Source organism: Streptomyces sp. NPDC048734, assembly GCF_043198675.1.
Lineage (GTDB): Bacteria > Actinomycetota > Actinomycetes > Streptomycetales > Streptomycetaceae > Streptomyces.
The window spans coordinates 591,266-613,179 of record NZ_JBICUZ010000003.1 but is presented as its reverse complement, the minus strand read 5'-3'; the positions used below and the strand labels follow the sequence as shown (position 1 = coordinate 613,179).

Sequence of the window (21,914 nt, the reverse complement as noted above, 5' to 3'; positions counted from 1 at the left end):
AAGGTGCGGTAACAGGGAGGAAGCGACTCGTGAGCAGCAGGCCATCCCGAGGCGCTGCTCGCCTCGCAGCCATACTCGACGCACTGCCCGACGCGTTGGTCCTGGTCAACGCCAACGGGACCGTCGTCAACGCGAACACCATCGCGCTGGAGGCGTTCGAGACGCCGGGCACCGCGCTCGTGGGGCGGGGGCTGCTCGATCTCCTGCCGGAGTTCGACTCCAAGCTCATCCCCGGCTCGATGCGGCGCCCGGACCACATGGACCCGCGCGGCCGGACCAAGCCCACGCGGATGACCGCCCGGCGCACCGACGGTACCGAGTTCCCCGTCGAGGTCACCAGCGCCAACCTCGAGAACGGCCAGCAGGCCTACGACAGCTACGGCTACGCCAACGACGAGCTGCTGATGCTCGTGGTGCGCGACCTGTCGGGCACCGTCGACACCGAGGCCGAGCTGGCCCGGTCGCAGCGGCAGACCGAGATGATCCTGCGGGCCGCGTCCGAGGGCGTCGTCGGCACCGACACCGACGGGCGGATCGTGCTGGTCAACCCGGCCGCCGCCCAGACCCTCGGTTACCGGGCGAGCGACCTCGGCGGCAAGGAGCTGCACACGCTCGTGCTGCACTCCCGCGCCGACGGCTCCCCCTTCCCCTACGACGAGTCGCCGCTCGCCGACACCCTGCGCTCCGGGCGCAAGCACCGGGTGCGCGGGCAGGTGCTGTGGTCCAAGAGCGGGGACAAGGTCTCGGTCGACCTGACGACCGCGCCCGTCCGCGACGGCGACCAGCTCGTCGGCGCCGTGATGACCTTCACCGACCGGCGGCCGTACGACTCCCTCGCCGAGGAGAAGGACGCCGTCGAGAAGCGGCACCGGGACGAGCTGGAGCGGCTCTCCGAGGAGCACGCCTCCGACCTCACCGCGCTGCGCCAGCAGCACGTCACCGAGGTGGAGGAGCTGCACGAGCGGCACCAGGAGGAGCTGGCGGCCGGCGAGGAGCGCTACGCCGCGCTCGGCGAGCGGGAGAAGGACCGGTACGAGGCCCTCGCCGCCCGCTACGACCAGCTGCTGACCCTGCTCGGAAGGTCGCTGCGCGGCCCCCTGGACGAACTGCGCCGCGAACTGTCGGTGCTCGCCGCCGACGACGCCGGGCAGCTGTGGCCCGAGGCCAACCAGGTCCTGCACCACCTGTCGGCCGGGTACGCCCGCATCACCACCCTCATCGACAACGTCCTCGGCTACCAGCGCCTGGACGCCGGCGGCGAGGCCATCACCCGTACGAAGGTGATGCTCGACGCCGTCGTCGCCGCCGGTGTCGACGGGGCCGTCGAGCTGGTCGGGCCCGGCCGGGTCCAGTTCGCCGTGCACGCGCCGCCCATCGAGGCCGAGGTCGACGCGCGGCTCCTCGCGACCGCGCTCGCCCACCTCGTCGCCGATGTCGCGGGCGTCGACGCCACCGGCAACGCGCCCGTCTCGACGGGCGGTTACATGGACAACACGGTCGTCGTGGCCGCCGCCCAGCGCGGCGAGGTGGTCCGCATCGAGGTGCGCGGCCCGTACGCGGGCGGCGACCCGGTGCACGAGCCGATCGTGCGCGGGATCGTGCGGGCGCACGGCGGCGTGCTCCAGACGCACGAGGTGCCGGGCATGAGCGGCAGCGCGTACGTCCTCGAGGTCCCGTTGGGCGGAGGGGCGGGCGCCGTCGCGGCTCCCGCCGTCGGCTCCGCCGTCGCGCTGCCGGCCGGTTCGCCGGGCGGGGCCGCGGGTGACCCGGCCGACGGCGTCGCCGCGGGTGACCCGGCCGACGGACAGACCACCGTCGCGGGGCGGCGACGGGCCCGGCGGTCCTCCGTGGACGCCTTCCTGGAGAGCGAGGTCGCGGGCGCGGCGCCCGTCGGTGCCGAGGGTGAGTCCGCGGTACCGACCGGCCGGCGCCGCCGCGGCCCGGCCGCCGAGGAGATGCCGGCCCCGGCCCCCGTCGAGGAGGCCGATGCTCCCGGCGGGACCGGCCGACGGCACGCGCGGTCCGGCGAGGACGCCGGGGTGAGCGAGGGCGCCGTGGTCACGGCCGCCGAGCACGCGGCGGGCACCGCCGCCTCGGGCACGGGACTCGGCGGCACCGTCCCGCCGCAGGGCGTGCCGGTGCCGAGCGGACGGCGGGCCCGGCGCGACGGCGACGCACCGCAGGCGGCCCTGCCGCCCGCCCTGCCCGCGCTCGCGAGCACCCCGGTGCCCGCGGAGGGCGCCGAACAGCCGACGGGCCGCCGCCGACGCGCCCTGGCCGCCGCGAACGAACGCGCCGCCGCGCAGGAGGCGGGCCCCCGCACGGTGTTCGCCCTGCCGCCCGCGGAGGCGGACCGGCCGACCGGGGGAACGCCCGGCGCGGAGGGGACGGACGGCAGCGCGGAGGCACGGGAAGCGGGGCAGGTTCCGGGGCAGCAGGGGCCGGTGCCGGTCGCACCCGTTCCGGGGCAGGACGCCGTACCGGTGCCCGTTCCGGTCCCGGTGCCCGTTCCCGGGCAGGCTCAGGTGCCCGCTCAGGCCGCGTCCGACGACTCGCTGATCGACCACGGCCGGCACGACGCCGTCCCGCACGGCCGGGCCGACGACCACACCCCGCCGCAGCCGCACCCCACCACCGCGCCCACGGGCCGCCGGCGGCGGGCGGTCGGCCAGCCGGTGACGGAGGCGGGGACCGGGACCGAGGGCGCCGCCACCGTTCCGGCACAGGTTCAGGCACCGCAGGTGCGGCCGCCTCAGGTCCAGGCACCGCAGGCCCCTCAGGTGCGGGGTCCCGCGCCCGCACCGGGCGCGGCCGTCCAGGTCGCAGCGGAACTGCCGCTTCCGGCTCAGCCGCTCCCCGGTCAGGCGGTGCCGGTACCCGCGCAGCCGCTGCCCGGTGGGCCGATCGCCGGGCAGCCCGTCATCCCCGGCCAGGTCAATCCGGCCGGTACGACCGGTACGACCGGTCCGGGCGCTGCGGCCCCCCAGGCCGTACCGACCGTGCCGGGTCAGGCGGGTGCCCCCGCGCAGGTCCCGCCCGTCGGGCCGCTCCCCGCCGAAGCGGCCGTCCCCGCGACGCCGACCCCCGGTTCGGGCACCCCGCTGCCGCCCGAGGCGGCCACGGCACCGCCGCGGGTGGCTCAGCCCCTGCCCGCCGAGGCCGCTCCGGTCCCGCCCGTCGACCCCAACTCCACCCAGGGCCGCGCGATCAGCGTGCGGACGCTGGGCCAGGGCGTGCCCTTCACCCGGCAGGCCGCGCAGGTGCAGCAGGCGCAGCAAGCACCGCAGGCCCAGCCGGTCCAGCGGTTGCAACAGGCCGCGCAGGCCCCGCAGGCCCCGCAGGCCCCGCAGGCCCCGCAGGCCGCCCAGTCCACGGCCGCCCACTCCGCCTCCGCCACCCCTGCCCCGCACCACCCGAACGGCTCCGGGCGGCGCCGCAAGCTGGGCACGCGGCCCGACCCGGCGGCGGGACAGGAGCAGACGGCCCGTCCGCATCCGCCGGCCGGGCAGGCCGCCGTACCGCAGGCGCCGGCGGCTCCGGGCGCGCCCGTCGCGCATCCCTCCCTCGCGGGCCAGCCGCTGTCCGGGCAGCCGCTTCCCGGCCAGCCGACGGCCGGTCAGTCCCTGGCCGGTCAGTCGCGGCTCGCGCCCGGGACCGAGGGTGCGGGGCGGTCGTACGCCATAGGGGCGCCGGACAAGAACGCCGCCGAGGGACCGGAGCCGCTGGACGGGCCGGGCGGGGCCGTCGAGGTGGCCGATCCGCCGCGGCCGCAGCCGATGGACGACGAGCTGCCGCCGGAGCCGCTGGACAACCCGCGCCGACTGCTGGTGTGGCCGGCTCCGGACGTCAGTACGCAGCAGGCGCTCAGCGACCGCGGCTACCGGCCGGTCATCGTGCACTCGCGCGAGGAGGTCGACGCCCAGATCGCCGCGTTCCCGGCCGCGCTGTTCGTCGATCCGCTGACCGGGCCGATCACCCGGACCGCGTTGCAGTCGCTGCGTCAGGCGGCGGTGGCCGCCGAGGTGCCGGTGCTGGTCACGGCCGGGCTCGGGCAGGCGACACGCGAGGCGGCGTACGGCGCCGATCCCGCCGTGCTGCTGAAGGCGCTCGCGCCGCGGGACAGTGAGCAGCACCCGCCGCGGGTGCTGCTGATCGAGGAGCACGCGGAGATCGCGCTGGCGCTGACCGCGACGCTGGAGCGGCGCGGGATGCAGGTCGCGCGGGCGGCCGGCGACGCGGACGCGGTCACGCTCGCCGGGCAGCTGCGGCCGAACCTGGTCGTGATGGACCTGATGCAGGTGCACCGGGGGCAGGCCGGGATCATCGACTGGCTGCGGGCGAACCGGCAGCTCAGCCGCACGCCGCTGGTCGTCTACACGGCCGCCGTCGACCAGGCGGACCTGCCCCGGCTGGCCTCCGGCGAGACCGTCCTCTTCCTCGCGGAACGCTCCACCAGCGAGGAGGTGCAGGTCCGGATCGTCGACCTGCTGGCGCGGATCGGCACCAACTGAGGGGCCGGGCCCTCCGTCACGGCCGGGCGACCAGCCTGCGGGCCGCTTCCTTCACGGAGGCGCGCAGACGGTCGCGGTCGGGGTCGTCCCCGCCGACCAGGATGCGGCGCATCTGGGGGACGACGGTGGCCCAGTTGGCGAGCGCGATCAGCAGGAAGAACAGGTCGCGGGCGGGGATCGCGTCGCCGATGACCCCGCGGTCCTGGCCGTCCTGGAGGGCGGCGACCTTGCGGGCGTAGTGCTCCTGCCGTTCGGCCTCGTCGGGGAGTTCGGCGGTGCCGTACTCGATGCCCTCCCAGTACAGGAGCCGCAGGAGTTCGGGGTGGGCGGCGTGGTAGTCCATGAGCCGGTCCATCCAGCCCTCGACGTCGTCGGGGTCGACGGGGACGGCGGCGGCGAGGTCGACCATGCGGCGGCCGAGGACCTGGGTGAACAGCTCCGCCTTGTTGCCGAAGTAGGCGTAGATCAGCTGCTTGTTGGCCTTGGCCTCGGTGGCGATGCGGTCGATGCGGGCGCCCGCGATGCCGTACCGGGAGAACTCGGCGACCGCCGCTTCGAAGATCCGCGCCTTGGTGGCCTCGGGGTCGCGGGGGGTCCTGGTCGTTGCCATGGGGCCAGGGTAGCGCGTGGGTAACCAACTGGTTGGTTGACAGGGAATGGACGCCCGGCCGAGACTGTTCCCCCCACTGTTCCAACCAACTGGTTGGTTATTGGAGTCTGCTCGAAGGAGCGCGTCGACCATGCCGTCCGCAGTCACCGTCAGGCAGCAGCGCACCGGGCCCGTCGGGCGGGCCCGGCTCGCCCACCGCCTGTTCCTCCCCCTCATCGCCGTCTGCACCGCCGTCACCGCCGCCAACATCTACGTGGCCGCCCCGCTCCTCCCCCTCATCGCCCGCGACTTCGGCTCCGCACCCTCGGCCGTGGCCTGGATCGCGTCGGTCGCCCAGTTCGGCTACGCCGCCGGCCTCCTCTTCTTCGCCCCGCTGGGCGACCGCGTGAACCGCCGCCCACTCGTCGCGGCCCTCTCGCTGGTCACCACGGCGGCGCTGGTCGCCGGTGCCGCGGCGGCCGGCACGGCCGCGCTCGCCGCCGCCGTGTTCGTCGCCTCGGCCGCCACCGTCGTACCGCAGCTCCTGGTACCGCTGGTCGCCGAACGCGCCCCCGCCCACCACCGCGCCCGGCACGTCGCCGCCGTCATCGCCGGTCTCTTCACCGGCATCGTCGCCGCCCGCGTCCTCGGCGGACTCGCCGGACAGGCCTTCGGCTGGCGCGCGGTGTTCGTCGGCGCCGCCGGCCTCACCGCGGTCCTCGGCCTGCTCACCGCGGCCGCCCTGCCCTCCGAACACCGTCGCCCCCGCGAAGGCGGCCTCTTCGCCGGGCTGCGCGCCATGCCCGGCCTGGTGCGCCGGTCGCCCGACCTGTGGCGGGCGTGCGTGCGGCAGGCCGGCATGTACGGCGCCTGGAGCGCGCTGTGGACCTCGCTGGCCCTGCTGCTGACGGGCGGGGCGTACGGCCTCTCCACCGCGACCGCCGGCCTGTTCGGCCTCTTCGGCCTCGCCGCCAGCGTCGTCGCCCCGCTGGCCGGCGGCCTGGTCGACCGCTTCGGCGCCGCGAAGGTGGTCCGCAACGCGTATCTGCTGGCCGCCGTGTCGGTGCCGCTGTTCTGGCTGGGCGGTCAGGTGATGGTCGCGCTGTTCGTCGCCGCGATCGTGATCCACACGGCCCTCGTCGCCTCCCACGTCGCCAACCAGACCCTCGCCCTCACCACCACCGGCGCCCCCGCCACCGCCAACAGCGCCTACGTCGTCGCGGGCTTCGCCGGCGGAGCCACCGCCTCGGCCCTGGCAGGCCTCGCCTTCACCCACTTCGGCTGGACCGGCGTGGTCGCGATCGCGGGACTGTGGCTGACGGCCGGATGGGGGACCACCCGGGGCAAGAAGGCGTAGGTCCGCGACACCACGCGGTCAAGAAGGCGTCGGCCCGCCCGCGGCACCACGGCGGTCGAGAAGGTCCAGGACCGCGGCACCGCGGCGCCATGACGGCCCGGCAGGACACAGTCGCCGGCCGGGCCCCGTCGGCGGACGCGTCCCCCGGCCGGTCCGCCGCGGGCAGCCGTCCGCCCGGCAGGGGCCGCGAGGCGCCCTGCCGGGCGGACGGGGTGCGTCAGAGCTGCCGGAGCTGCCGGAGCTGTCAGAGCTGTCAGAGCTGTCAGAGCCGGGTGACGTCCAGGTCGCCCGCCGCGTACCGCCTGCGCAGCACCTTCTTGTCGAACTTGCCCACGCTCGTCTTCGGGACCGCCTCGACGATCGTCCAGCGCTCCGGGAGCTGCCACTTGGCGACGCCGCCCTCTTCGGCGAGGAAGGCACGCAGGGCCTGGAAGTCGGTGGTGGCACCCTCCTTGAGGACGACCGTGGCCAGCGGGCGCTCGCCCCACTTGTCGTCGGGGACGGCGACCACGGCCGCCTCGGCGACGGCCGGGTGGGACATCAGCGCGTTCTCCAGGTCCACCGACGAGATCCACTCGCCGCCGGACTTGATGACGTCCTTGGCACGGTCGGTGAGGGTGAGGAAGCCGTCGGTGGAGATGGTGCCGACGTCCCCCGTCTTCAGCCAGCCGTCCTCGCTGAACTTGTCGGCGGGGCGCAGGGGTTCGGCGCCGGGCCCGTTGTAGTAGGCGCCGGCGATCCACGGACCGCGGACCTCCAGCTCGCCCGCGGACTCCCCGTCCCAGGGGAGCCGCTCGCCGCCGGGCCCGGTGAGGCGGGCCTCGACCCCGGCCGGGAAACGGCCCTGGGTCAGGCGGTACCCGAACTCCGCGTCCGTGCCGACCGCGGCGGCCGGCGGGCGGGCGATGGTGCCCAGCGGGGAGGTCTCCGTCATGCCCCAGGCGTGGCAGACCCGCATGCCGAGCCGGTCGAAGGCCTCCATGAGGGAGGGCGGGCAGGCCGAGCCGCCGATGGTGACCTGGGTGAGGGAGGAGACGTCCCGCGGCTTGGCGGTCAGCTCGGCCAGCAGGCCCTGCCAGATGGTGGGCACCGCGGCGGCGTGGGTCGGCTTCTCGCTCTCGATCATCTCGGCGAGGGGCGCGGGCTGGAGGAAGCGGTCCGGCATCAGCATGTTGACGCCGGTCATGAAGGTGGCGTGCGGGAGGCCCCAGGCGTTGACGTGGAACTGGGGAACGACCACCAGGGACGTGTCCTGGTCGGTCAGCCCCATCGACTGGGCCATGTTGACCTGCATGGAGTGCAGGTAGATCGAGCGGTGGCTGTAGACCACGCCCTTGGGGTCGCCGGTCGTGCCGGAGGTGTAACACATGGCGGCAGCCTGGCGTTCGTCCAGCTCGGGCCAGTCGTAGACGGTCGGCTTCCCGGCGATCAGGTCCTCGTACTCGTGCACCCGCGCGGTGGCGCCCGCCAGGAGCGAGCGGTCGCCGGGGCCGGTCACGACCACGTGCTCGACCGTCTTCAGGTGCGGGAGCAGCGGGGCCAGCAGCGGCAGCAGCGAGCCGTTGGCGATGACGACCCTGTCGGCCGCGTGGTTCACGATCCACGCCAACTGCTCGGCGGGCAGGCGCAGGTTGAGGGTGTGCAGCACCGCGCCCATGGAGGGGATCGCGAAGTAGGCCTCGACGTGCTCGGCGTTGTTCCAGGCCAGGGTCGCGACCCTGTCGTCGCCGGCGACACCGAGGTCCTCGCGCAGGGCGTGCGCCAGCTGGGCCGCGCGGGCGCCGATCTCGGCGTAGGTGCGCCGCTGCGGCTCGCCCTCACCGGTCCAGGTGATCACCTGCGACGAGCCGTGGATCGTCGACCCGTGGGTCAGGATCCTCGAGATCAGCAGCGGTACGTCCTGCATGGTGCTCAGCACGGCGTCCTCCCAGGTGCGGCGACATTGCCTACGCGGTGGTAACGGTTGCGCTGATTCTGCGCACATACCAAGCGGTATGTCACTAGGGAGCGAGAATCGATCGAGTCACGTTGCCGCCCACGCCGTACCGCGACGTCCGCGCGCTAGCGGACAACGACCAGCTCAGGGTCCTCCCGGAGCTTGCCGAGCGCCCGCGACACCGCCGATTTCACCGTGCCCACCGAGACGCCGAGCACCTCGGCCGTCTGCACCTCGCTGAGATCCTCGTAGTACCTGAGGACGACCATCGCCCGCTGCCGGGCCGGCAGTTTCATGATCGCCCGCCACATCGCGTCGTGCAGCGCCTGCCGCTCGGCCGGGTCCCCGTCGCCGGGCTGCGGCTCCGGCTCCGGCAGCTCCTCGCAGGCGAACTCGTCGACCTTGCGCTTGCGCCACTGCGAGGTGCGCGTGTTCAGCAGGGCCCGGCGGACGTAGCCGTCGAGCGCCCCGTGGTCCTCGATCCGCTCCCACGCGACATAGGTCTTGGCGAGCGCGGTCTGCAGCAGGTCCTCGGCGTCGCTCGGGTTCGCGGTCAGCGACCGCGCGGTGCGCAGCAGCACCGGCTGACGGGCGCTGACGTACGACGTGAAGGACGGGTACGAAGAAGGCCGCGTCTTGCCGTTCGAAGCGCGGGTGCAGACGGGTGTGGTCATGGGCTCCACGCTAGGTTCGCACCCGCCTCCCGCGGATCGGCCGCAGGTGCCGAAGACGAGTCCGCCTCAGGTTGTAGGGGTGGTGCCGGCTCCACCTCCTGAAGGTGGACGAGACCACGCCCACTCCTGCGGGATCACCCCTGGGGGCCGCACACCGACGGCACCGGCACACCTCGGCCGCCGGCCGGCGGCACCGGCCCCGGGCTCGGCACCCCCGCACCCGCGGCGGCCAGGGTACGGGCGGCACCCCGGGCGGCCGCGGCGACCACGGCCGGCGGGGCGGGGCGGCCCTCGTGGGCCTTCAGTCGCGCCTTCAGTCACGCCTCCGGCCCGTCCGACGTGCGCGGCACCTCCGGCGGCCCTCCCGCATCACCCGTTCCGCACCACCACCCCCTCCGCGCAATGCCGCTGACGGACCGCCAGGCTCACGCCACCGTCGAGAGCGGCCCCCTCCGCACCCATACGAAAGCGTCTGTACGAAAGCGTCCGCGCGGCGGCACCGAAGCACCGCCGCGCGGACGCGTTCCCACCCTCACCGAGCACACCCGGTACAGAAGGAGACCGAGCGACGCCGGAGCCGGCCGACCCTCTTCCCTTTTTCGAACGCACGTACGAAAATAGAGTCATGGCCACCACGGACCGGTACCCCCGGCAGGCCACCACCCTGGCCCTCGCCCACGCCCTGTCGGCCGCCGAACGCGGCCTGGCCGTCATCCCCCTGTCCCGGACCAAGCTCCCCGCGCTGCGCTCCCCCCACCGACCCACCCTGTGTTCCCCCCACCCACCCACCCTGTGTTCCCCCCACCCACCCACCCTGTGTTCCCCCCACCACGACGACCCCACGGCCCCGCCCTGCCACGGCGAATGCGGCCGCCCCGGCCACGGCGTGTACGACGCCAGCACCGACCCCGCGCGCATCCGCGAACTGTTCGCCGCCGCCCCCTGGGCCACCGGCTACGGCATCGCCTGCGGACTCCCCCCGCACCACCTGATCGGCGTCGACCTCGACACCAAGTCCGGCACCGACTCCACCACCGCCCTGCGCGAACTCGCCCTGCGCCACCTCTTCACCATCCCGCCCACGGTCGTCGTCCTCACCCCCTCCGGCGGCCGCCACCTCTGGCTCACCGGCCCCGCGGACGTCGTCGTCCCCAACTCGGCCGGCCGCCTCGCCCCCGGCATCGACATCCGCGGCGCCGGCGGCTATCTCGTCGGCCCCGGCTCCCGCACCGACCGCGGCACGTACGCCATCGCCCCCGGCACCGGGCACCTCGTACCCGCCCCCTGCCCCCGCGCCCTGCTGCGCCTGCTCCTCCCTCCGCCCCGCCTCCCCCGCCGGGCGTCCCCGGCAGCCGGCGGAGCACACGGCGACGGCCTCGTCCAGTTCGTCCTCGCGGCCCACCGGGGACAACGCAACACCCGCCTGTACTGGGCGGCCTGCCGGGCCTACGAGGACGGCATCGGCGAGGCCCTCTGCGAAGCCCTCGTCGACGCGGCCGTCCGCACCGGCCTCCCGTCCCGAGAGGCCCGCTCGACCCTGGCCTCGGCGGCCCGCATGACCCGCCACCGGCCCCCACCGCCCCCCGGCACCACCCCCGGGGTCACCGGCCCCCACCACGAGCCACCGTGACGGGGGAACACGGAAGGGGTGTCGCCTGGGAGGGCGGCACCCCTTCCGGCCTCACGGCGATTCACACCACGAGCAGGCGGAGACCGAGCTCCGCCGCGTCGAGGGCGCCGAGATCGGGGTTGCGTTCGGCACACCGGCCCGAGGAAAGGTCGTCGCGGAGTTCGTTCACCGCCCGCCGCTCGACCTCCGGCCCGACCCTGGTCCATGCCGACACCGCGCGGCGCACACGTTCGTCCAGGTACGCCTCGGGCCGGCACCAGTAGGCCTCCGGAAGCCGTCGGCACAGTCCCACGGAACGAGCACCGGCTCCACGCGGGCCCCGATCACCCGGGCCAGCCGGTCCGCCGGGGGCCGGCCCGCGACCAGGACGGCGGCCTCGGGCCGGTAGTCACGGGTGAACCAGATCCGCGATCTCGCGCAGTCCGAAGCCCAGCCACCGGTGGGCGAGCACCTCCCGCAGCCGCTCCACGTCACCGACCGAGCAGGCCCGGTATCCGGCGGCCGTCCGCACGGACGGCCGCACGAGGCCGATCTCGTCGTAGTGGTGCGGCGTGCGGACGGTCACGTCGGCCGGCTCGGCCACGCGTCCCACGGCCAGGTGCTCTTCCAGACCAACGGCCCCCCGGCATCAGGTGACGTGAGGGTCAAGCGCTCCGCTCGCCCGCCGTCCGTGACCGACCATCACCAGGTCCCGCACGGCATCCGGTGACGGGGACACGGTGCAATACACACGTACGGAGTGCCGTCCACCGAAGCGCCATCACCCGTACGGTGGGCGTCGAGGCAGGACGACGGGGTACGGAGTCACTGTTCCGTGCCCGGCGGAACGTCGGGGTCCGGTGGCTCCCGAGGGCCGAAAAAGCCCGCATCCAAGGGTGTTTCCAAAAGAATCGGTGTCGCGGAAAGCGTTTCCGGCCGTCTTCGGTCAACAGTGTGCGCGTGTCTACACCGAGTTAAACGTCCCGATTGTCCAGAATGTCATCAACTGCCCCAGTTGAAACTATGAAGTTTCGTGCCGAGGAGCATGACATGCAGGCTCGCAGATGGCACCCAGACCAGCCCACTCGTATCGGTCGGCACGACTGGCCGGACGAGGGTGACAACGGAACACACATGCGGCTGCGGGCCGGCTCCATCGTGGTACTCGACCGGCAGGCATGGCGGATCCTGGAGATCAACAGCTACGTCGGCGACCGGTGGCCGGACATCTACGAGAAGGCGTGGCGCGACCACGTGGAATTGTGGTGGCACGCCAACGAGCTGCGCCGGGCCAACAACCAGGCGGGCAAACCAGCTCCCGAACGGGCCGAGTTCTACAAGCGGCCGGTGGTCCTCGTCCTGCGCAACGAGAACCTGCCCCGGTCCACGCCGAAGCACTGGTGCGCCCCCGCCAGCCACGACTGGCAGGTCCTCCCCGAGCACTACGCCGTCTGCCGCGCCTGCGGCGAACTGCCGCCCTGCCGTCACGGGGAGTACCGCTGGGAGGGCGGCCCCCGTTGGCCGGAGCAGAACGGCGGCATCCCGCTCATGGTGCCGGAGGGCTGCTGCATGGGGTGCGCCGAGCCGATCCGGCCGCGGGTGCGGACCGTGCGCTTCCCGGGACCGAACCTCTGGTACCCGCCGCTGGGGGAGGACACGGCGGTCTTCCACGCCCGCGCCGCCTGCGCCGACCAGGTCGACTGCTACCGCATGCAGTGGCAGACCGAGTACAACCCACGTCCCGCCACGCACCCCACCACCCTGGCGTTCCCCGGTTTCGAGCACTTCGTGCTGCCCCGGACCCGCAACGCGCCGGACCTGGGCCCGCACGCCGAGCAGATCTCCCGGAACACGCACTCCGTGCCGATCGCACCGTCACGGCCGGGGGAGGAGGACTGCGTCTCCACGACCGGTGACTCCGGCGCCTTCCACGTCCCGTTCGACCGGTACCGGGGGGAAGCGACCAGCGGCGCGATGCCGGCCGGTCCGCCGGCACCGGTCGCCCCCGAGCCGACGCCCGCGGTCTCCGGTACGCACTCGTTCTCCGGCGCCCACTCGTTCTCCGGCACACCCACGGACTCCGGCGCCCACTCGTTCCCCGGCACACCCGCAGTTTCCGGTGCGCACTCGATCTCCGACGCACCCCCGGCGGATCCGATCGTGCCGGCCCGGCCCGCCGCGCCCCCGCCGCCTCCCGCGGCCGAGGCGGCCGCCCCCGCCGTCCCCCCTCCTGCCGAGGACGCCGGGCAGGCCCTCCAGGCGGCGGAGAAGCTGGGCCTGTCCCTGGCCGGGCGCCCGGCCTTCCACAACGCCGAGCAGGCGGCCCGGGTGATCGAGGAACTCACCGCCGCGGTCCGGAACATCGCGCTCTGTCTGCACGACCCGGCCGCCGGCGCCCGCACCTGACCCGCTGACGGCCCGAACGACTCCCCGCCCCGGCCGTCACGAGCGCCGGCCCCTGTCCCCCCGGAGGAGCGGCAGACGAGACGGCCGGACCACGGTACGGCGGGCGACACGCGAAAAGGGCGCCCCTCACAGAGGGACACCCCTTCCGGCCGGCACGTCCGCGACCAGCGGAGGCGGTGAGATTCGAACTCACGGTGACATCGCTGCCACGACGGTTTTCAAGACCGTTCCCTTAGGCCGCTCGGGCACGCCTCCCCGCGTCGGCCTTGATCGGACGACGCGGGGACAAGAGTAACGGGTGGCTGTGAGCGCGTGGCGCCCTGCGGGAGCGCCGGGGCGTCAGCTGTCGCCCTTGCGGGAGCCGAGGGTGAGGTCGACGGTGCGGCTCTTGCCGTCGCGCTCGTAGGTGATCGTGACCTTGTCGCCCGGCTTGTGGGTCCAGATCTCGCCGATGAGGGTCGGACCGCTGTCGATCACCGTGTCGTCGAGCTTGGTGATCACGTCGCCGGGCTTGAGGCCGGCCTTGGCCGCGGGGCCGCCCGCCTCGACGGCGGCGGCGCCGCCCGCGCCCTGGTCGGTGATCTTCGCGCCGTCCGTGGACTCCTCCAGGGAGACGGAGGCGCCGATCTTGGCGTACACCGGCTGCCCGTCCTTGATCAGTTCCTGGGCGACGTACTTGGCCTGGTTGATCGGGATGGCGAAGCCGAGGCCGATCGAGCCGGACTGTGCGGCGCCGCCCAGGCCGCCGCTGCCGGTGGACTGGATCGCGGAGTTGATGCCGATCACGTTGCCCTGGGCGTCGAGCAGCGGGCCACCGGAGTTGCCCGGGTTGATGGAGGCGTCCGTCTGGAGGGCGCTCATGTAGGAGGAGCTGCTGCCGGTGCCGTCGGAGGACGCCACGGGGCGGTTCTTCGCGCTGATGATGCCGGTCGTGACCGTGTTGGACAGGCCGAAGGGCGCGCCGATGGCGATCGTCGAGTCGCCGACGGCGACCTTGTCGGAGTCACCGAGGGTGAGCGGCTTGAGGTCGGAAGGGGCGTTCTTCAGCTTGATGACCGCGACGTCGTAGCCCTGGGCGTGGCCGACGACCTCGGCGTCGTACTTCTTGCCGCTCGGGAAGGTGGCGGTCACCTTGCCGCCGTCGACCGCGTCGGCGACGACGTGGTTGTTGGTGACGATGTGGCCCTGGGTGTCGAAGACGAAGCCGGTGCCGGTGCCGCCCTCGCCGTCGCTGGACTCCGCCTGGATGGTGACCGTGGAGGGCAGCGCCTTGGCGGCGACGCCGGCGACGGTGCCCGGGTCGCGCTTGACGGAACCGCCGCTGTCGGAGGCGGAGACGGTGGTGGAGCCGGTGTCGTCGTTCTTGGCGAGGGTGTAGCCGAGGCCCCCGCCGAGGCCGCCCGCGACGAGGGCGGCGACCAGGACGGCGGCGGCGAGGCCGCCGCGGCCGCGGCGGGCCTTGGGCGGGACGGGCTCCTGGTGGGCGGCGCCCCAGACGGTGGTGCCGGCTCCGGGGCCGCCGGGACTCCCGGAGTGCGCGGAGTGCGCGCCGAAGCCGTCGTCGGCGTAGGCCGGGGCGGGCGGCTGCGGGGGCGGCCAGGCGGCGTCCGCCGGGGCGGCCGCGCTGGGGGCGGTGGGCGGCGGCCAGGCACTCTCGGGGGCGCCGCCCCGCGGGGCGTGGGGCACGGCAGGCGGGGGCGTCGTCGGCAGTGGGGTGGTGGGTGCGCCGGTGTCGGGGGCGGCCTGCCGCAGGGAGGCCGCGGGAGATTCCACCGGCACGGGGGGTGCGGACGGGGCCGGGGGAACCGGGGTGCCCTCGTTGGTGCCCTCGTTCTCGGTGCTCACAGCTCTTCTCCTCGGTCCACGGCTGTTTTTCTCGGTCGCACTCGGTCACGCTCGTTCACGCTTGTCGTCGACCCTGCGCGATGTAGCTGTGCATGTGCTTTTGTACGTGTCAGCTTTTCCCACGGGCCGTCAGAGCACCATAAGCGGTGCCTGTGGGTCCTTGACCATTCTTTATATGGTGTATTTTGCTGCATAAACGACACATCCCCGGAACATCTCAGCGGGTTCTCACAGGGTTCTCAGACGGCCGCTCACCGACGCCCGCGATCCGGCCCGCCGGACGCGTACCCCGCACCGGTGGCACCATGACGCGGTGACCCACGCACGGCAGCAGCAACGCATCCAGGTCGTCGCCCACCGCGGGGCCTCCGAGGATGCCCCCGAGCACACCCTGGCCGCGTACCGCAAGGCGATCGAGGACGGCGCGGACGCCCTCGAGTGCGACGTACGGCTGACCGCGGACGGCCACCTCGTCTGCGTCCACGACCGCCGCGTCAACCGTACGTCCAACGGCCGCGGCGCGGTCTCCCAGCTGGAGCTCGCGGACCTGGCGGCCATGGACTTCGGTTCCTGGAAGACGCGGGCGGCGCGGGAGGCCTGGAACACGCGCGACGAGGAGCCCGACTGGGAGGTGCGTCCGGAAGACCGGGACGCCACCTCCGTCCTCACCCTGGAACGACTGCTGGAACTGGTCGCCGACGCGGGGCGCCGGGTGGAACTTGCCGTCGAGACCAAGCATCCGACGCGCTGGGCGGGACAGGTGGAGGAGCGGCTTCTGGTCCTCCTGAAGCGGTTCGGCCTGGACGCGCCCGCCACGGCCGACGCCTCCCCTGTGCGGGTGATGAGCTTCTCGGCGCGCTCGCTGCATCGCGTGCGTGCCGCTTCACCGGCGCTGCCCACGGTCTATCTGATGCAGTTCGTCTCACCCCGGCTGCGCGACGGCCGGCTGCCGGCGGGCGTGCGGATCGCGGGGCCCTCGATGCGGATCGTGCGCAGTCACCCCGCCTACGTGGAGCGGCTGAAACGGGCCGGCCACCAGGTGCACGTATGGACGGTGAACGAACCGGAGGACGTGGACCTCTGCGTCCGGCTGGGCGTCGACGCCATCATCACGAACCGCCCGCGCGGGGTGCTGAACCAGCTGGGCCGCTGAGCACTCCGACCTCCCGGCCGGCCCCCGCGCCGCTTCCGTGGGAAGAAACAGAAAGTCCCGGAAACCCCACTGGCCCCATCCACGCCTCTTGACCACAAGCACCGCCTGAACCATCCTCACTTCTCAGCCATACTGAAGAAATCCAGCCACACGACGACCTTCCACTCACCAGGAGTGCTCCGGCGCATTCGCTCCGTGTCCGACCGTTGCGAGTGCGTCATGGGACGGGGATTGGCCGGTTTCCGGTACAGGCCAATGGGGCATCCACACCGTGGCGTGGGGCGAAGGAGGTCTCGGGGGTGGCGTTGGTGGTGGCACAAGAGGTGCCCACGTCGTCGAGCATGGCCGTATCCCATGGCCCTGCGGGCGTGGGTGAGGCGAGACACCGTATGCGCGATCAACTGCGTACGGGCGGGGTCTCGGAGGCAGTCATCGACGATGCCGTACTGATCCTTTCCGAACTTCTGAGCAACGCGTGCAAACACGGCCGTCCGCTGGGCGACGCCCTGGCCGGGGACGGCGACGTGCGGGCCGCGTGGCGGGTGGACCCCGCCGGCCGGCTGGTCGTCGAGGTGACCGACGGCGGCGGGCCGACCCGGCCGGCCCCGGCGACCCCTTCCGTCACGGCGCACGGCGGACGCGGACTCAACATCATCACGGCGCTGGCCGACGACTGGGGCGTCCGGGACGACGCCCGCGGTGAGGTCACGGTGTGGGTCGTGGTCCACGCGGATGTGTACGACCCCGACGCGGGCTGCCGCCGGGACGACTTCGCCTCCCGGGTCTGGGCCCCGCCGGTGGCCTCGATGCCGGGCCTGGACTTCGCGGACGCGTTCGACGACCTCGACTAGGCCGGGACGGACGGCCGGCACCCCCGTCCGGCGGGCCCGGGTGACCGGCCCCGGTGCGACCGCCCGCGGACCGGCGCGTTGGCCCGCCGCGACTGTCCACAGGCCAGGTCGTCGTCCACAGGTTCCCGTGGCTCCCGGCGCGAACGGCTAGGCTCCCGCCAGTACCAGACGAGCCGTACCCGGGAGACACCCAGATGGCCAAGAAGCGACCTCAGACGAAGGCCACGCGGCCGCAGCTCACCGAGGGAGAGATCCCGGTCGTCGGCGCGCGGGAGCCCTGCCCCTGCGGCAGCGGCCGCCGCTACAAGGCCTGTCACGGCCGGGCCGCCGCCCACGCCGTGACGGAGCTGGTCCAGCGCCCCTTCGAGGGCCTGCCGGGCGAGGGCGACTGGGTGGCGCTGCGCGAGCTGGTCCCGGCCGCCACGGTCGAACTGCCCCTGAAGGACGGCCTGCCCGAGGGCGTCCCCTCCGTCACGCTCGCCACGGTGCTGCCGATGGCCTGGCCGGCCCTGCGCCGCGACGACGGCTCGGTCCTCCTCGGGCTGCAGAACGACACCCCCTCCGGCGACATCAGCCGCGACCTCGCCGACACCCTCCTGCGGGCGCTGGAGGCGGAACCGGGCACGCCCGTACAGGCCCGGCGCGCACCGGCCGACGGCCCGCGGATGCAGGACCTGCTCGACCCGGAAGGCGCCTTCGAGCCAGTTGTGCACAGCGGGTTCGAGTTCTGGGTCCCGGACCCGGAGAACGCCGCGCCGGAGGTGGCCGCCTCCCTGGAGCGGGCCAACGCGGCGGCGATCCCGACCGTGAAGCTGACCGGCGTCGACGCCGCGTACTGGTGCGAGACCCCGGATAAGAACCACCTGCGCTGGGTCATGCCGCATCCGGAGGAGCGGCTTCTGGACGCGCTCGCGCGACTGCACGCGGCAGGTCGGTCGAGCCTGGGCGAGGGCACCCGGCTGGTGGGTTCCTTCCGGGCGCACGGCCTGATCGTGCCCGTCTGGGACCTGCCGAGCGGGGTCTCGGCGGCGGACGTGGAGAAGCCGGCCGCCGAGTTCGCCGAGCGGCTCGCCACCGCGCTGGCCTCGGACACTCCCCTCACGACCGACGAACGCCGCGCGCGCGGAGGCCTGACCAACCGGCAGGTGACGCTCAGCTGAAGCCCGGACGCGGGGCGGGGGGGGGGGGGCGGGGGGGCGCCCGCCCCCCCCCCCCCCCCCCCCCGGCCGCCCGCCCCCCCCCCCCCCGCCCCCCCCCCCCCTGGGCCCCCCCCCCCCCCCCCCCGCGGCCCCCGGGGGGGGGGGGCCGGGGGGCCCCCCCCCGCCGCACCGGGCCGGACGACGTGACTCCGCTCACAACTCCCTTTCGCACAAGGCGAGTCGGCGCCATAAGAGCCGATCTGCCGGTGTCCGGAAAGCCGATGAAAACATGAGATCGAATTTGCTTGGAGCCGATCTCTTGTTACCGTTCCAACAGCCCGGTTGCTGGTGCATCCCCCGTCGCCAGCAACCGGGTCTTTCCATGCCCGGCCCCGTTCCGGCCCCGCCACCCGACCCGACGACCCGCCCCGAGCCGGTCCGGCACAGGTCTTCAACTCCTTTCACCCGCACCGGAGTTGCTGCCGGAACGCAACAGCAGCGGCCCGGCGCCGGCCACTCGCGCGAACTCCGCCACCGCGGTGTGGTCCGCGGGCCCGCCCCGGCTTCGTCCACGGGGTGTCTCACAGGTGCCCGGCTCGTCGTCGGCGCCCACCGCGCACCGCGTCTGCACCGTGCGCCCGTCGGGCCCCATGAAGCTCAGGGCGGCCTCCAGGGCGCTGCCGGTGGCGTTGCGGTAGTAGGCGCGCGCCCAGGTGTCCTCGCCCTGGGTGAGCACGCAGGTCTGCGCCTCGACGCCCTCGGGGGAGGTGACTTCGGGACCGCAGCGGGCCGCGGTGGCCACCCCGAGGCCGAGCAGCAGGGGTGTGCGGGAGGGTTCGGCGGGGGGCGCCTTGGCGTCCGCCCCGTGACCGGCCGACGGCCGGCCGGCGCGGTAGTCGGTGCCGGGGGCCACGTCCCGCCGCTCGGCCGGGCGGGGTCCGTCGCCCGTCGGCCCCGCGGACGCCATCGCCAGGGGCAGGGCGATCACGCACACCACGGTGCCCCCGAGGCCGAGGAGACGGAGCCATCGGGGACCCGGGGGCCGTCCCCCAGAATGTCGCTGCATGGTGCGGAAGATAACGAGCGGAGGCGGGCGTCCCGTCCGGTGGGCGCCCGACACCCTCACAACTCGGGCGCGCTCACACCCGTACGAGTGAGGGCGTCGACGACCGCGTCCACCACGGCCTCCACGTCGGGCACCCAGGGCGAGACCGAACCGGGCAGCGGCGCGCGCTCCCAGCGGATGTCTCCCTGGCCGGTCCGCGAGGGGGGCAGGGCGAGGTAGCCGCCCTCCCCGTGGAAGCGCAGCGAGCCGGGGACGAAGTCCTTGGCGTACAGCAGCTCGCCCAACTGCTCCAGGGAGTACGGCCGGACGAGGATCGACCAGCGGGTGGCCGAGGCGACCACCGGACCGAGGCGCATGCCCTGCCGGTCGAGCGCGACGAGCGCGCGGGAGGCCGCGAGGGCGGGCAGGCTGACCGCGCAGGGCGCCTTCCCGCCGGTGGCCAGGACGATCGGTGCCGTCGGACGGTTGGTCCACCACCAGCGGATCATGCGCGCGTCGGTGGTGGCCGTCAGGAGGCCGGGGTCGAAGGGATGGGCACCGGGCACCGAGCATTCCGGGTCGGGGCAGCCGCACCGGGAGGTCCCCCGTGGGTTCGCCGTCACGCCCGGGAGTACGGGCCACTGCCACTCCGTCGCGAAGGTGAGGGCCGCGTCGATCAGTTCAGGCCCCCCGTCGCTGCGCCGGGACAGGAGCCTGCGTCGCCTTCCGAGGATCTCGCGCATGAGCGCTCGTTCCTTTCCGTTGCACCGCTGGCAACACCGTGGGTCACATCACGTCATGTGTCGATCACTTCACTGTGCGTACCTGTTGGCGCATCACACCCCTGTCCGAGACAAGGGAAACCCCTGAGGGTCGAGCACTGGCTGCGCTTGCGCGGCCACTCCGTGTCGTACTGCGCCCACCTCGAGCATGGGCCTGGCGTGGGGTGGCGAAGTCTGGCGTTTTGCCGTGCGCGTATTTCTCTCCGCCTCCACCACGGGAGGATGGGGCACGGTCGTCGGTGGCTAGGACGCCGGAGCGGGTCACCAGGTTGCGGGTGGCTCCCAACGACCCCTGGTCCTCACCGAGTACGTACCCATCACGACCGCTGTGACGCTCCGTGGAGCAAACCCAGTCGACCGCAAACACCCGTTGCCCGATGCAGTTTTCAGCCAACTTCGCCATTGCGCAAGGGAGCCGGACAAAGCGTGACCGACAAACCCTCCGACCTCACGGACACCAGCAATCCCAGCAGGACAATGCTGGACATCCCCTCACGAGTGCGTGTACATGTGGAGACACCGCTGGCGGCGCAGAACGACATGGGGGTTTGCGATGCTTCTGAGCAATACGCACCGGTCCGAGAGCCGGACGCCATGAACGCCCCTCACCCTTCGAAAGTGGCCGGAATCGATTCAACGGTTCCCTCTCCCGCACACACTGTCGCCCCCGCATCCGCCGTCCCGGCCGCCCCACCGGTTCCCCCCGGCGCGGGAGCGCTCCTCCAGGACCGGCTGGCCGGCTGGGTCTCCGATCTCACGACCCTCCACGAACTCACCGAACGCCTGGCCCGTACGGACACGCTGCCCGACGCCCTCCAGGAAGTGCTGCGGGCCGGATCCGCCCTGGTGGGCGCCCGGCGCGGGCTCGTCGTCCTGGAACCCGCCGACGGCCTCGGCCCCGACACCACGATCGGCCTCGGCCTCGGCCGCGCCGACCTCGGCCACATCGAGACCGTGCCGCGCCGCTCCATGCCGTACGGCCGCATCCTCGACGGTCTGCCCGGCGGCGAGGGCGAGATCGCCCAGCCCGACCTGCTCTCCGAGGACGGCCTCGACCCCCGGCACCGTGAAGTGGCCGCCCGCCTCGGCTACGCCGCCAGCTATGCCCTGCCCCTGACCGCCGGCGAGGGCGCCGAACGCCTGGGCGCGGCCGTCTGGCTCTACGACGAGCCCGCCGAGCCGGCCGAGCGCCGCCGCCACCTGGTCGGACTGTACGTGCGCCACGCCGCCGAGCACCTCGCGCGCCTCCTCGAACTCGAACGCGCCCGCGCGTGCATGACGACGATGACGGAGGAGTTGCTGCCCTCTCGGCTGCCGCGGGTGGCCGGCGTCCAGCTCGCCGCCCGGCACCGCACCGGTCCGCGCGGCGGCGGCGACTGGTACGACGCACTGCCGCTGCCCGACGCGGCGCTGGGCCTGGCCGTCGGCTCCGTCACCGGCTCCGGGCCGAGCGCGGTGGCCGCGATGGGACGGCTGCGCGCCTCCCTGCGGGCGTACGCCGTGATGGAGGGCGAGGACCCCGTCGCCGTCCTGTCCGACCTGGAGCTGCTGCTGCGGCTGACCGAGCCCGCACGGTCGGCCACCGCGCTGTTCGCCTACTGCGAGCCCGCGCTGCGAAAGATCACCCTGGCCGGTGCCGGGCACTGCCCCCCGCTGCTGGTGGGCGCGCGGCGCACCGAGTTCGTCGAGACGTCCGTGTCCGCGCCGCTGGGCATGCTGGCCTGCTGGGAGGCGCCGAGCGTGGAGCTGGAGGCCGAGGCCGGGGAGACGGTGCTGCTCTACACGGACGGCCTGCTGCACCGTACCGGCGACCCCGTGGACCGCGCCTTCGCCCGGCTGCACGCGGCCGCGGCCGGAGTCCCCCGGTCGATCCGCCACGACCCGGGCGCGGTCGCCGACCACGTGCTGCGGACGGTGCTGCCGAAAGGGCTGGACGCGGCCGACGGCGCGGACGACGTCGTCCTGCTCGCGGCGCGCTTCGAGTGAGGACCGGAGCAGGGGGTCCGCCCCGTCCCGT

The 21,914-nt window shown here is 73.9% G+C and carries 14 protein-coding genes, 1 tRNA gene and 1 pseudogene; 8 read left to right on the top strand and 8 right to left on the bottom strand.

All coding sequences use genetic code 11. From position 1 onward, the window contains the following. Nucleotides 1–29 precede the first annotated feature (29 nt). Nucleotides 30–4,511 (top strand): PAS domain-containing protein, encoded by a 4,482-nt coding sequence (locus tag ACGFQC_RS11725; protein WP_363090882.1) that lies wholly within the window; start codon nucleotides 30–32, stop codon nucleotides 4,509–4,511. Nucleotides 4,512–4,527: 16 nt separating this feature from the next. Here the strand turns inward: ACGFQC_RS11725 and ACGFQC_RS11720 are convergent, their stop codons facing one another. Further along, entirely contained in the window at nucleotides 4,528–5,121 is a 594-nt protein-coding gene (locus ACGFQC_RS11720; protein ID WP_363090883.1) for a TetR family transcriptional regulator, read from the bottom strand. Between the two features lie 130 nt (nucleotides 5,122–5,251). On the opposite strand from ACGFQC_RS11720, the gene ACGFQC_RS11715 reads away from it, so the two are divergent. After that, nucleotides 5,252–6,457: an MFS transporter gene (locus ACGFQC_RS11715; RefSeq protein WP_363090884.1), complete on the top strand. Its 1,206-nt coding sequence runs from the start codon at nucleotides 5,252–5,254 to the stop codon at nucleotides 6,455–6,457. 262 nt (nucleotides 6,458–6,719) lie between these two features. On the opposite strand, the gene ACGFQC_RS11710 is transcribed toward ACGFQC_RS11715, so the two are convergent. Together ACGFQC_RS11710 and ACGFQC_RS11705 are read right to left on the bottom strand one after the other, a co-directional pair. Then, nucleotides 6,720–8,363: a long-chain fatty acid--CoA ligase gene (locus tag ACGFQC_RS11710; protein WP_363090906.1), complete on the bottom strand. Its 1,644-nt coding sequence runs from the start codon at nucleotides 8,361–8,363 to the stop codon at nucleotides 6,720–6,722. 155 nt (nucleotides 8,364–8,518) lie between these two features. Next, nucleotides 8,519–9,067, bottom strand: coding sequence for a SigE family RNA polymerase sigma factor (locus ACGFQC_RS11705; protein ID WP_363090885.1), 549 nt, complete (start codon nucleotides 9,065–9,067; stop codon nucleotides 8,519–8,521). 625 nt (nucleotides 9,068–9,692) lie between these two features. Between ACGFQC_RS11705 and ACGFQC_RS11700 the strand changes: the two genes are divergently transcribed. Then, the gene (locus tag ACGFQC_RS11700; protein WP_363090886.1) at nucleotides 9,693–10,697 is read left to right on the top strand and encodes a bifunctional DNA primase/polymerase; all 1,005 of its coding nucleotides are present in this window, start codon (nucleotides 9,693–9,695) and stop codon (nucleotides 10,695–10,697) included. A 61-nt stretch (nucleotides 10,698–10,758) separates the two neighbouring features. Here the strand turns inward: ACGFQC_RS11700 and ACGFQC_RS11695 are convergent. Further along, a pseudogene (locus ACGFQC_RS11695) lies at nucleotides 10,759–11,289 on the bottom strand (MerR family DNA-binding transcriptional regulator). A gap of 437 nt (nucleotides 11,290–11,726) precedes the next feature. Between ACGFQC_RS11695 and ACGFQC_RS11690 the strand changes: the two are divergent. Next, on the top strand, nucleotides 11,727–13,082 hold the full coding sequence (locus ACGFQC_RS11690; protein ID WP_363090887.1) for a hypothetical protein: 1,356 nt from the start codon (nucleotides 11,727–11,729) through the stop codon (nucleotides 13,080–13,082). A 168-nt stretch (nucleotides 13,083–13,250) separates the two neighbouring features. Here ACGFQC_RS11690 and ACGFQC_RS11685 read toward each other — a convergent pair. Further along, nucleotides 13,251–13,337, bottom strand: a tRNA-Ser gene (locus tag ACGFQC_RS11685). Nucleotides 13,338–13,421: 84 nt separating this feature from the next. Beyond that, nucleotides 13,422–14,927 (bottom strand): trypsin-like peptidase domain-containing protein, encoded by a 1,506-nt coding sequence (locus ACGFQC_RS11680; RefSeq protein WP_363090888.1) that lies wholly within the window; start codon nucleotides 14,925–14,927, stop codon nucleotides 13,422–13,424. Between the two features lie 313 nt (nucleotides 14,928–15,240). Here ACGFQC_RS11680 and ACGFQC_RS11675 point away from each other — a divergent pair, with 313 nt between their 5' ends. The 3 genes from ACGFQC_RS11675 to ACGFQC_RS11665 all read left to right on the top strand — a co-directional run bounded on the left by ACGFQC_RS11675 (nucleotide 15,241) and on the right by ACGFQC_RS11665 (nucleotide 18,091). After that, nucleotides 15,241–16,080 carry a glycerophosphodiester phosphodiesterase gene (locus ACGFQC_RS11675; protein WP_363090889.1) on the top strand — a complete coding sequence of 280 codons (840 nt, stop codon included), beginning with the start codon at nucleotides 15,241–15,243 and terminating at the stop codon, nucleotides 16,078–16,080. A 212-nt stretch (nucleotides 16,081–16,292) separates the two neighbouring features. Further along, nucleotides 16,293–16,931, top strand: coding sequence for an ATP-binding protein (locus ACGFQC_RS11670; RefSeq protein ID WP_363090890.1), 639 nt, complete (start codon nucleotides 16,293–16,295; stop codon nucleotides 16,929–16,931). Between the two features lie 194 nt (nucleotides 16,932–17,125). Further along, entirely contained in the window at nucleotides 17,126–18,091 is a 966-nt protein-coding gene (locus tag ACGFQC_RS11665; RefSeq protein WP_363090891.1) for a DUF5926 family protein, read from the top strand. A gap of 430 nt (nucleotides 18,092–18,521) precedes the next feature. On the opposite strand, the gene ACGFQC_RS11660 is transcribed toward ACGFQC_RS11665, so the two are convergent. Further along, nucleotides 18,522–19,136: a hypothetical protein gene (locus ACGFQC_RS11660; RefSeq protein ID WP_393288084.1), complete on the bottom strand. Its 615-nt coding sequence runs from the start codon at nucleotides 19,134–19,136 to the stop codon at nucleotides 18,522–18,524. Between the two features lie 56 nt (nucleotides 19,137–19,192). Next, the gene (locus ACGFQC_RS11655) at nucleotides 19,193–19,858 is read right to left on the bottom strand and encodes a bifunctional DNA primase/polymerase (RefSeq protein ID WP_363090892.1); all 666 of its coding nucleotides are present in this window, start codon (nucleotides 19,856–19,858) and stop codon (nucleotides 19,193–19,195) included. A 516-nt stretch (nucleotides 19,859–20,374) separates the two neighbouring features. Between ACGFQC_RS11655 and ACGFQC_RS11650 the strand changes: the two genes are divergently transcribed. Next, entirely contained in the window at nucleotides 20,375–21,883 is a 1,509-nt protein-coding gene (locus ACGFQC_RS11650) for a PP2C family protein-serine/threonine phosphatase (RefSeq protein WP_363090908.1), read from the top strand. Nucleotides 21,884–21,914 lie beyond the last annotated feature (31 nt).

Bases quoted from the DNA above. Each gene is read 5' to 3' on its own strand.
- ACGFQC_RS11720 (WP_363090883.1), bottom strand. From the start codon at position 5,121: ATGGCAACGACCAGGACCCCCCGCGACCCCGAGGCCACCAAGGCGCGG.
- ACGFQC_RS11715 (WP_363090884.1), top strand. From the start codon at position 5,252: ATGCCGTCCGCAGTCACCGTCAGGCAGCAGCGCACCGGGCCCGTCGGG.
- ACGFQC_RS11710 (WP_363090906.1), bottom strand. From the start codon at position 8,363: ATGCAGGACGTACCGCTGCTGATCTCGAGGATCCTGACCCACGGGTCG.
- ACGFQC_RS11705 (WP_363090885.1), bottom strand. From the start codon at position 9,067: ATGACCACACCCGTCTGCACCCGCGCTTCGAACGGCAAGACGCGGCCT.
- ACGFQC_RS11700 (WP_363090886.1), top strand. From the start codon at position 9,693: ATGGCCACCACGGACCGGTACCCCCGGCAGGCCACCACCCTGGCCCTC.
- ACGFQC_RS11690 (WP_363090887.1), top strand. From the start codon at position 11,727: ATGCAGGCTCGCAGATGGCACCCAGACCAGCCCACTCGTATCGGTCGG.
- ACGFQC_RS11665 (WP_363090891.1), top strand. From the start codon at position 17,126: ATGGCCAAGAAGCGACCTCAGACGAAGGCCACGCGGCCGCAGCTCACC.
- ACGFQC_RS11660 (WP_393288084.1), bottom strand. From the start codon at position 19,136: ATGCAGCGACATTCTGGGGGACGGCCCCCGGGTCCCCGATGGCTCCGT.
- ACGFQC_RS11655 (WP_363090892.1), bottom strand. From the start codon at position 19,858: ATGCGCGAGATCCTCGGAAGGCGACGCAGGCTCCTGTCCCGGCGCAGC.
- ACGFQC_RS11650 (WP_363090908.1), top strand. From the start codon at position 20,375: ATGCTGGACATCCCCTCACGAGTGCGTGTACATGTGGAGACACCGCTG.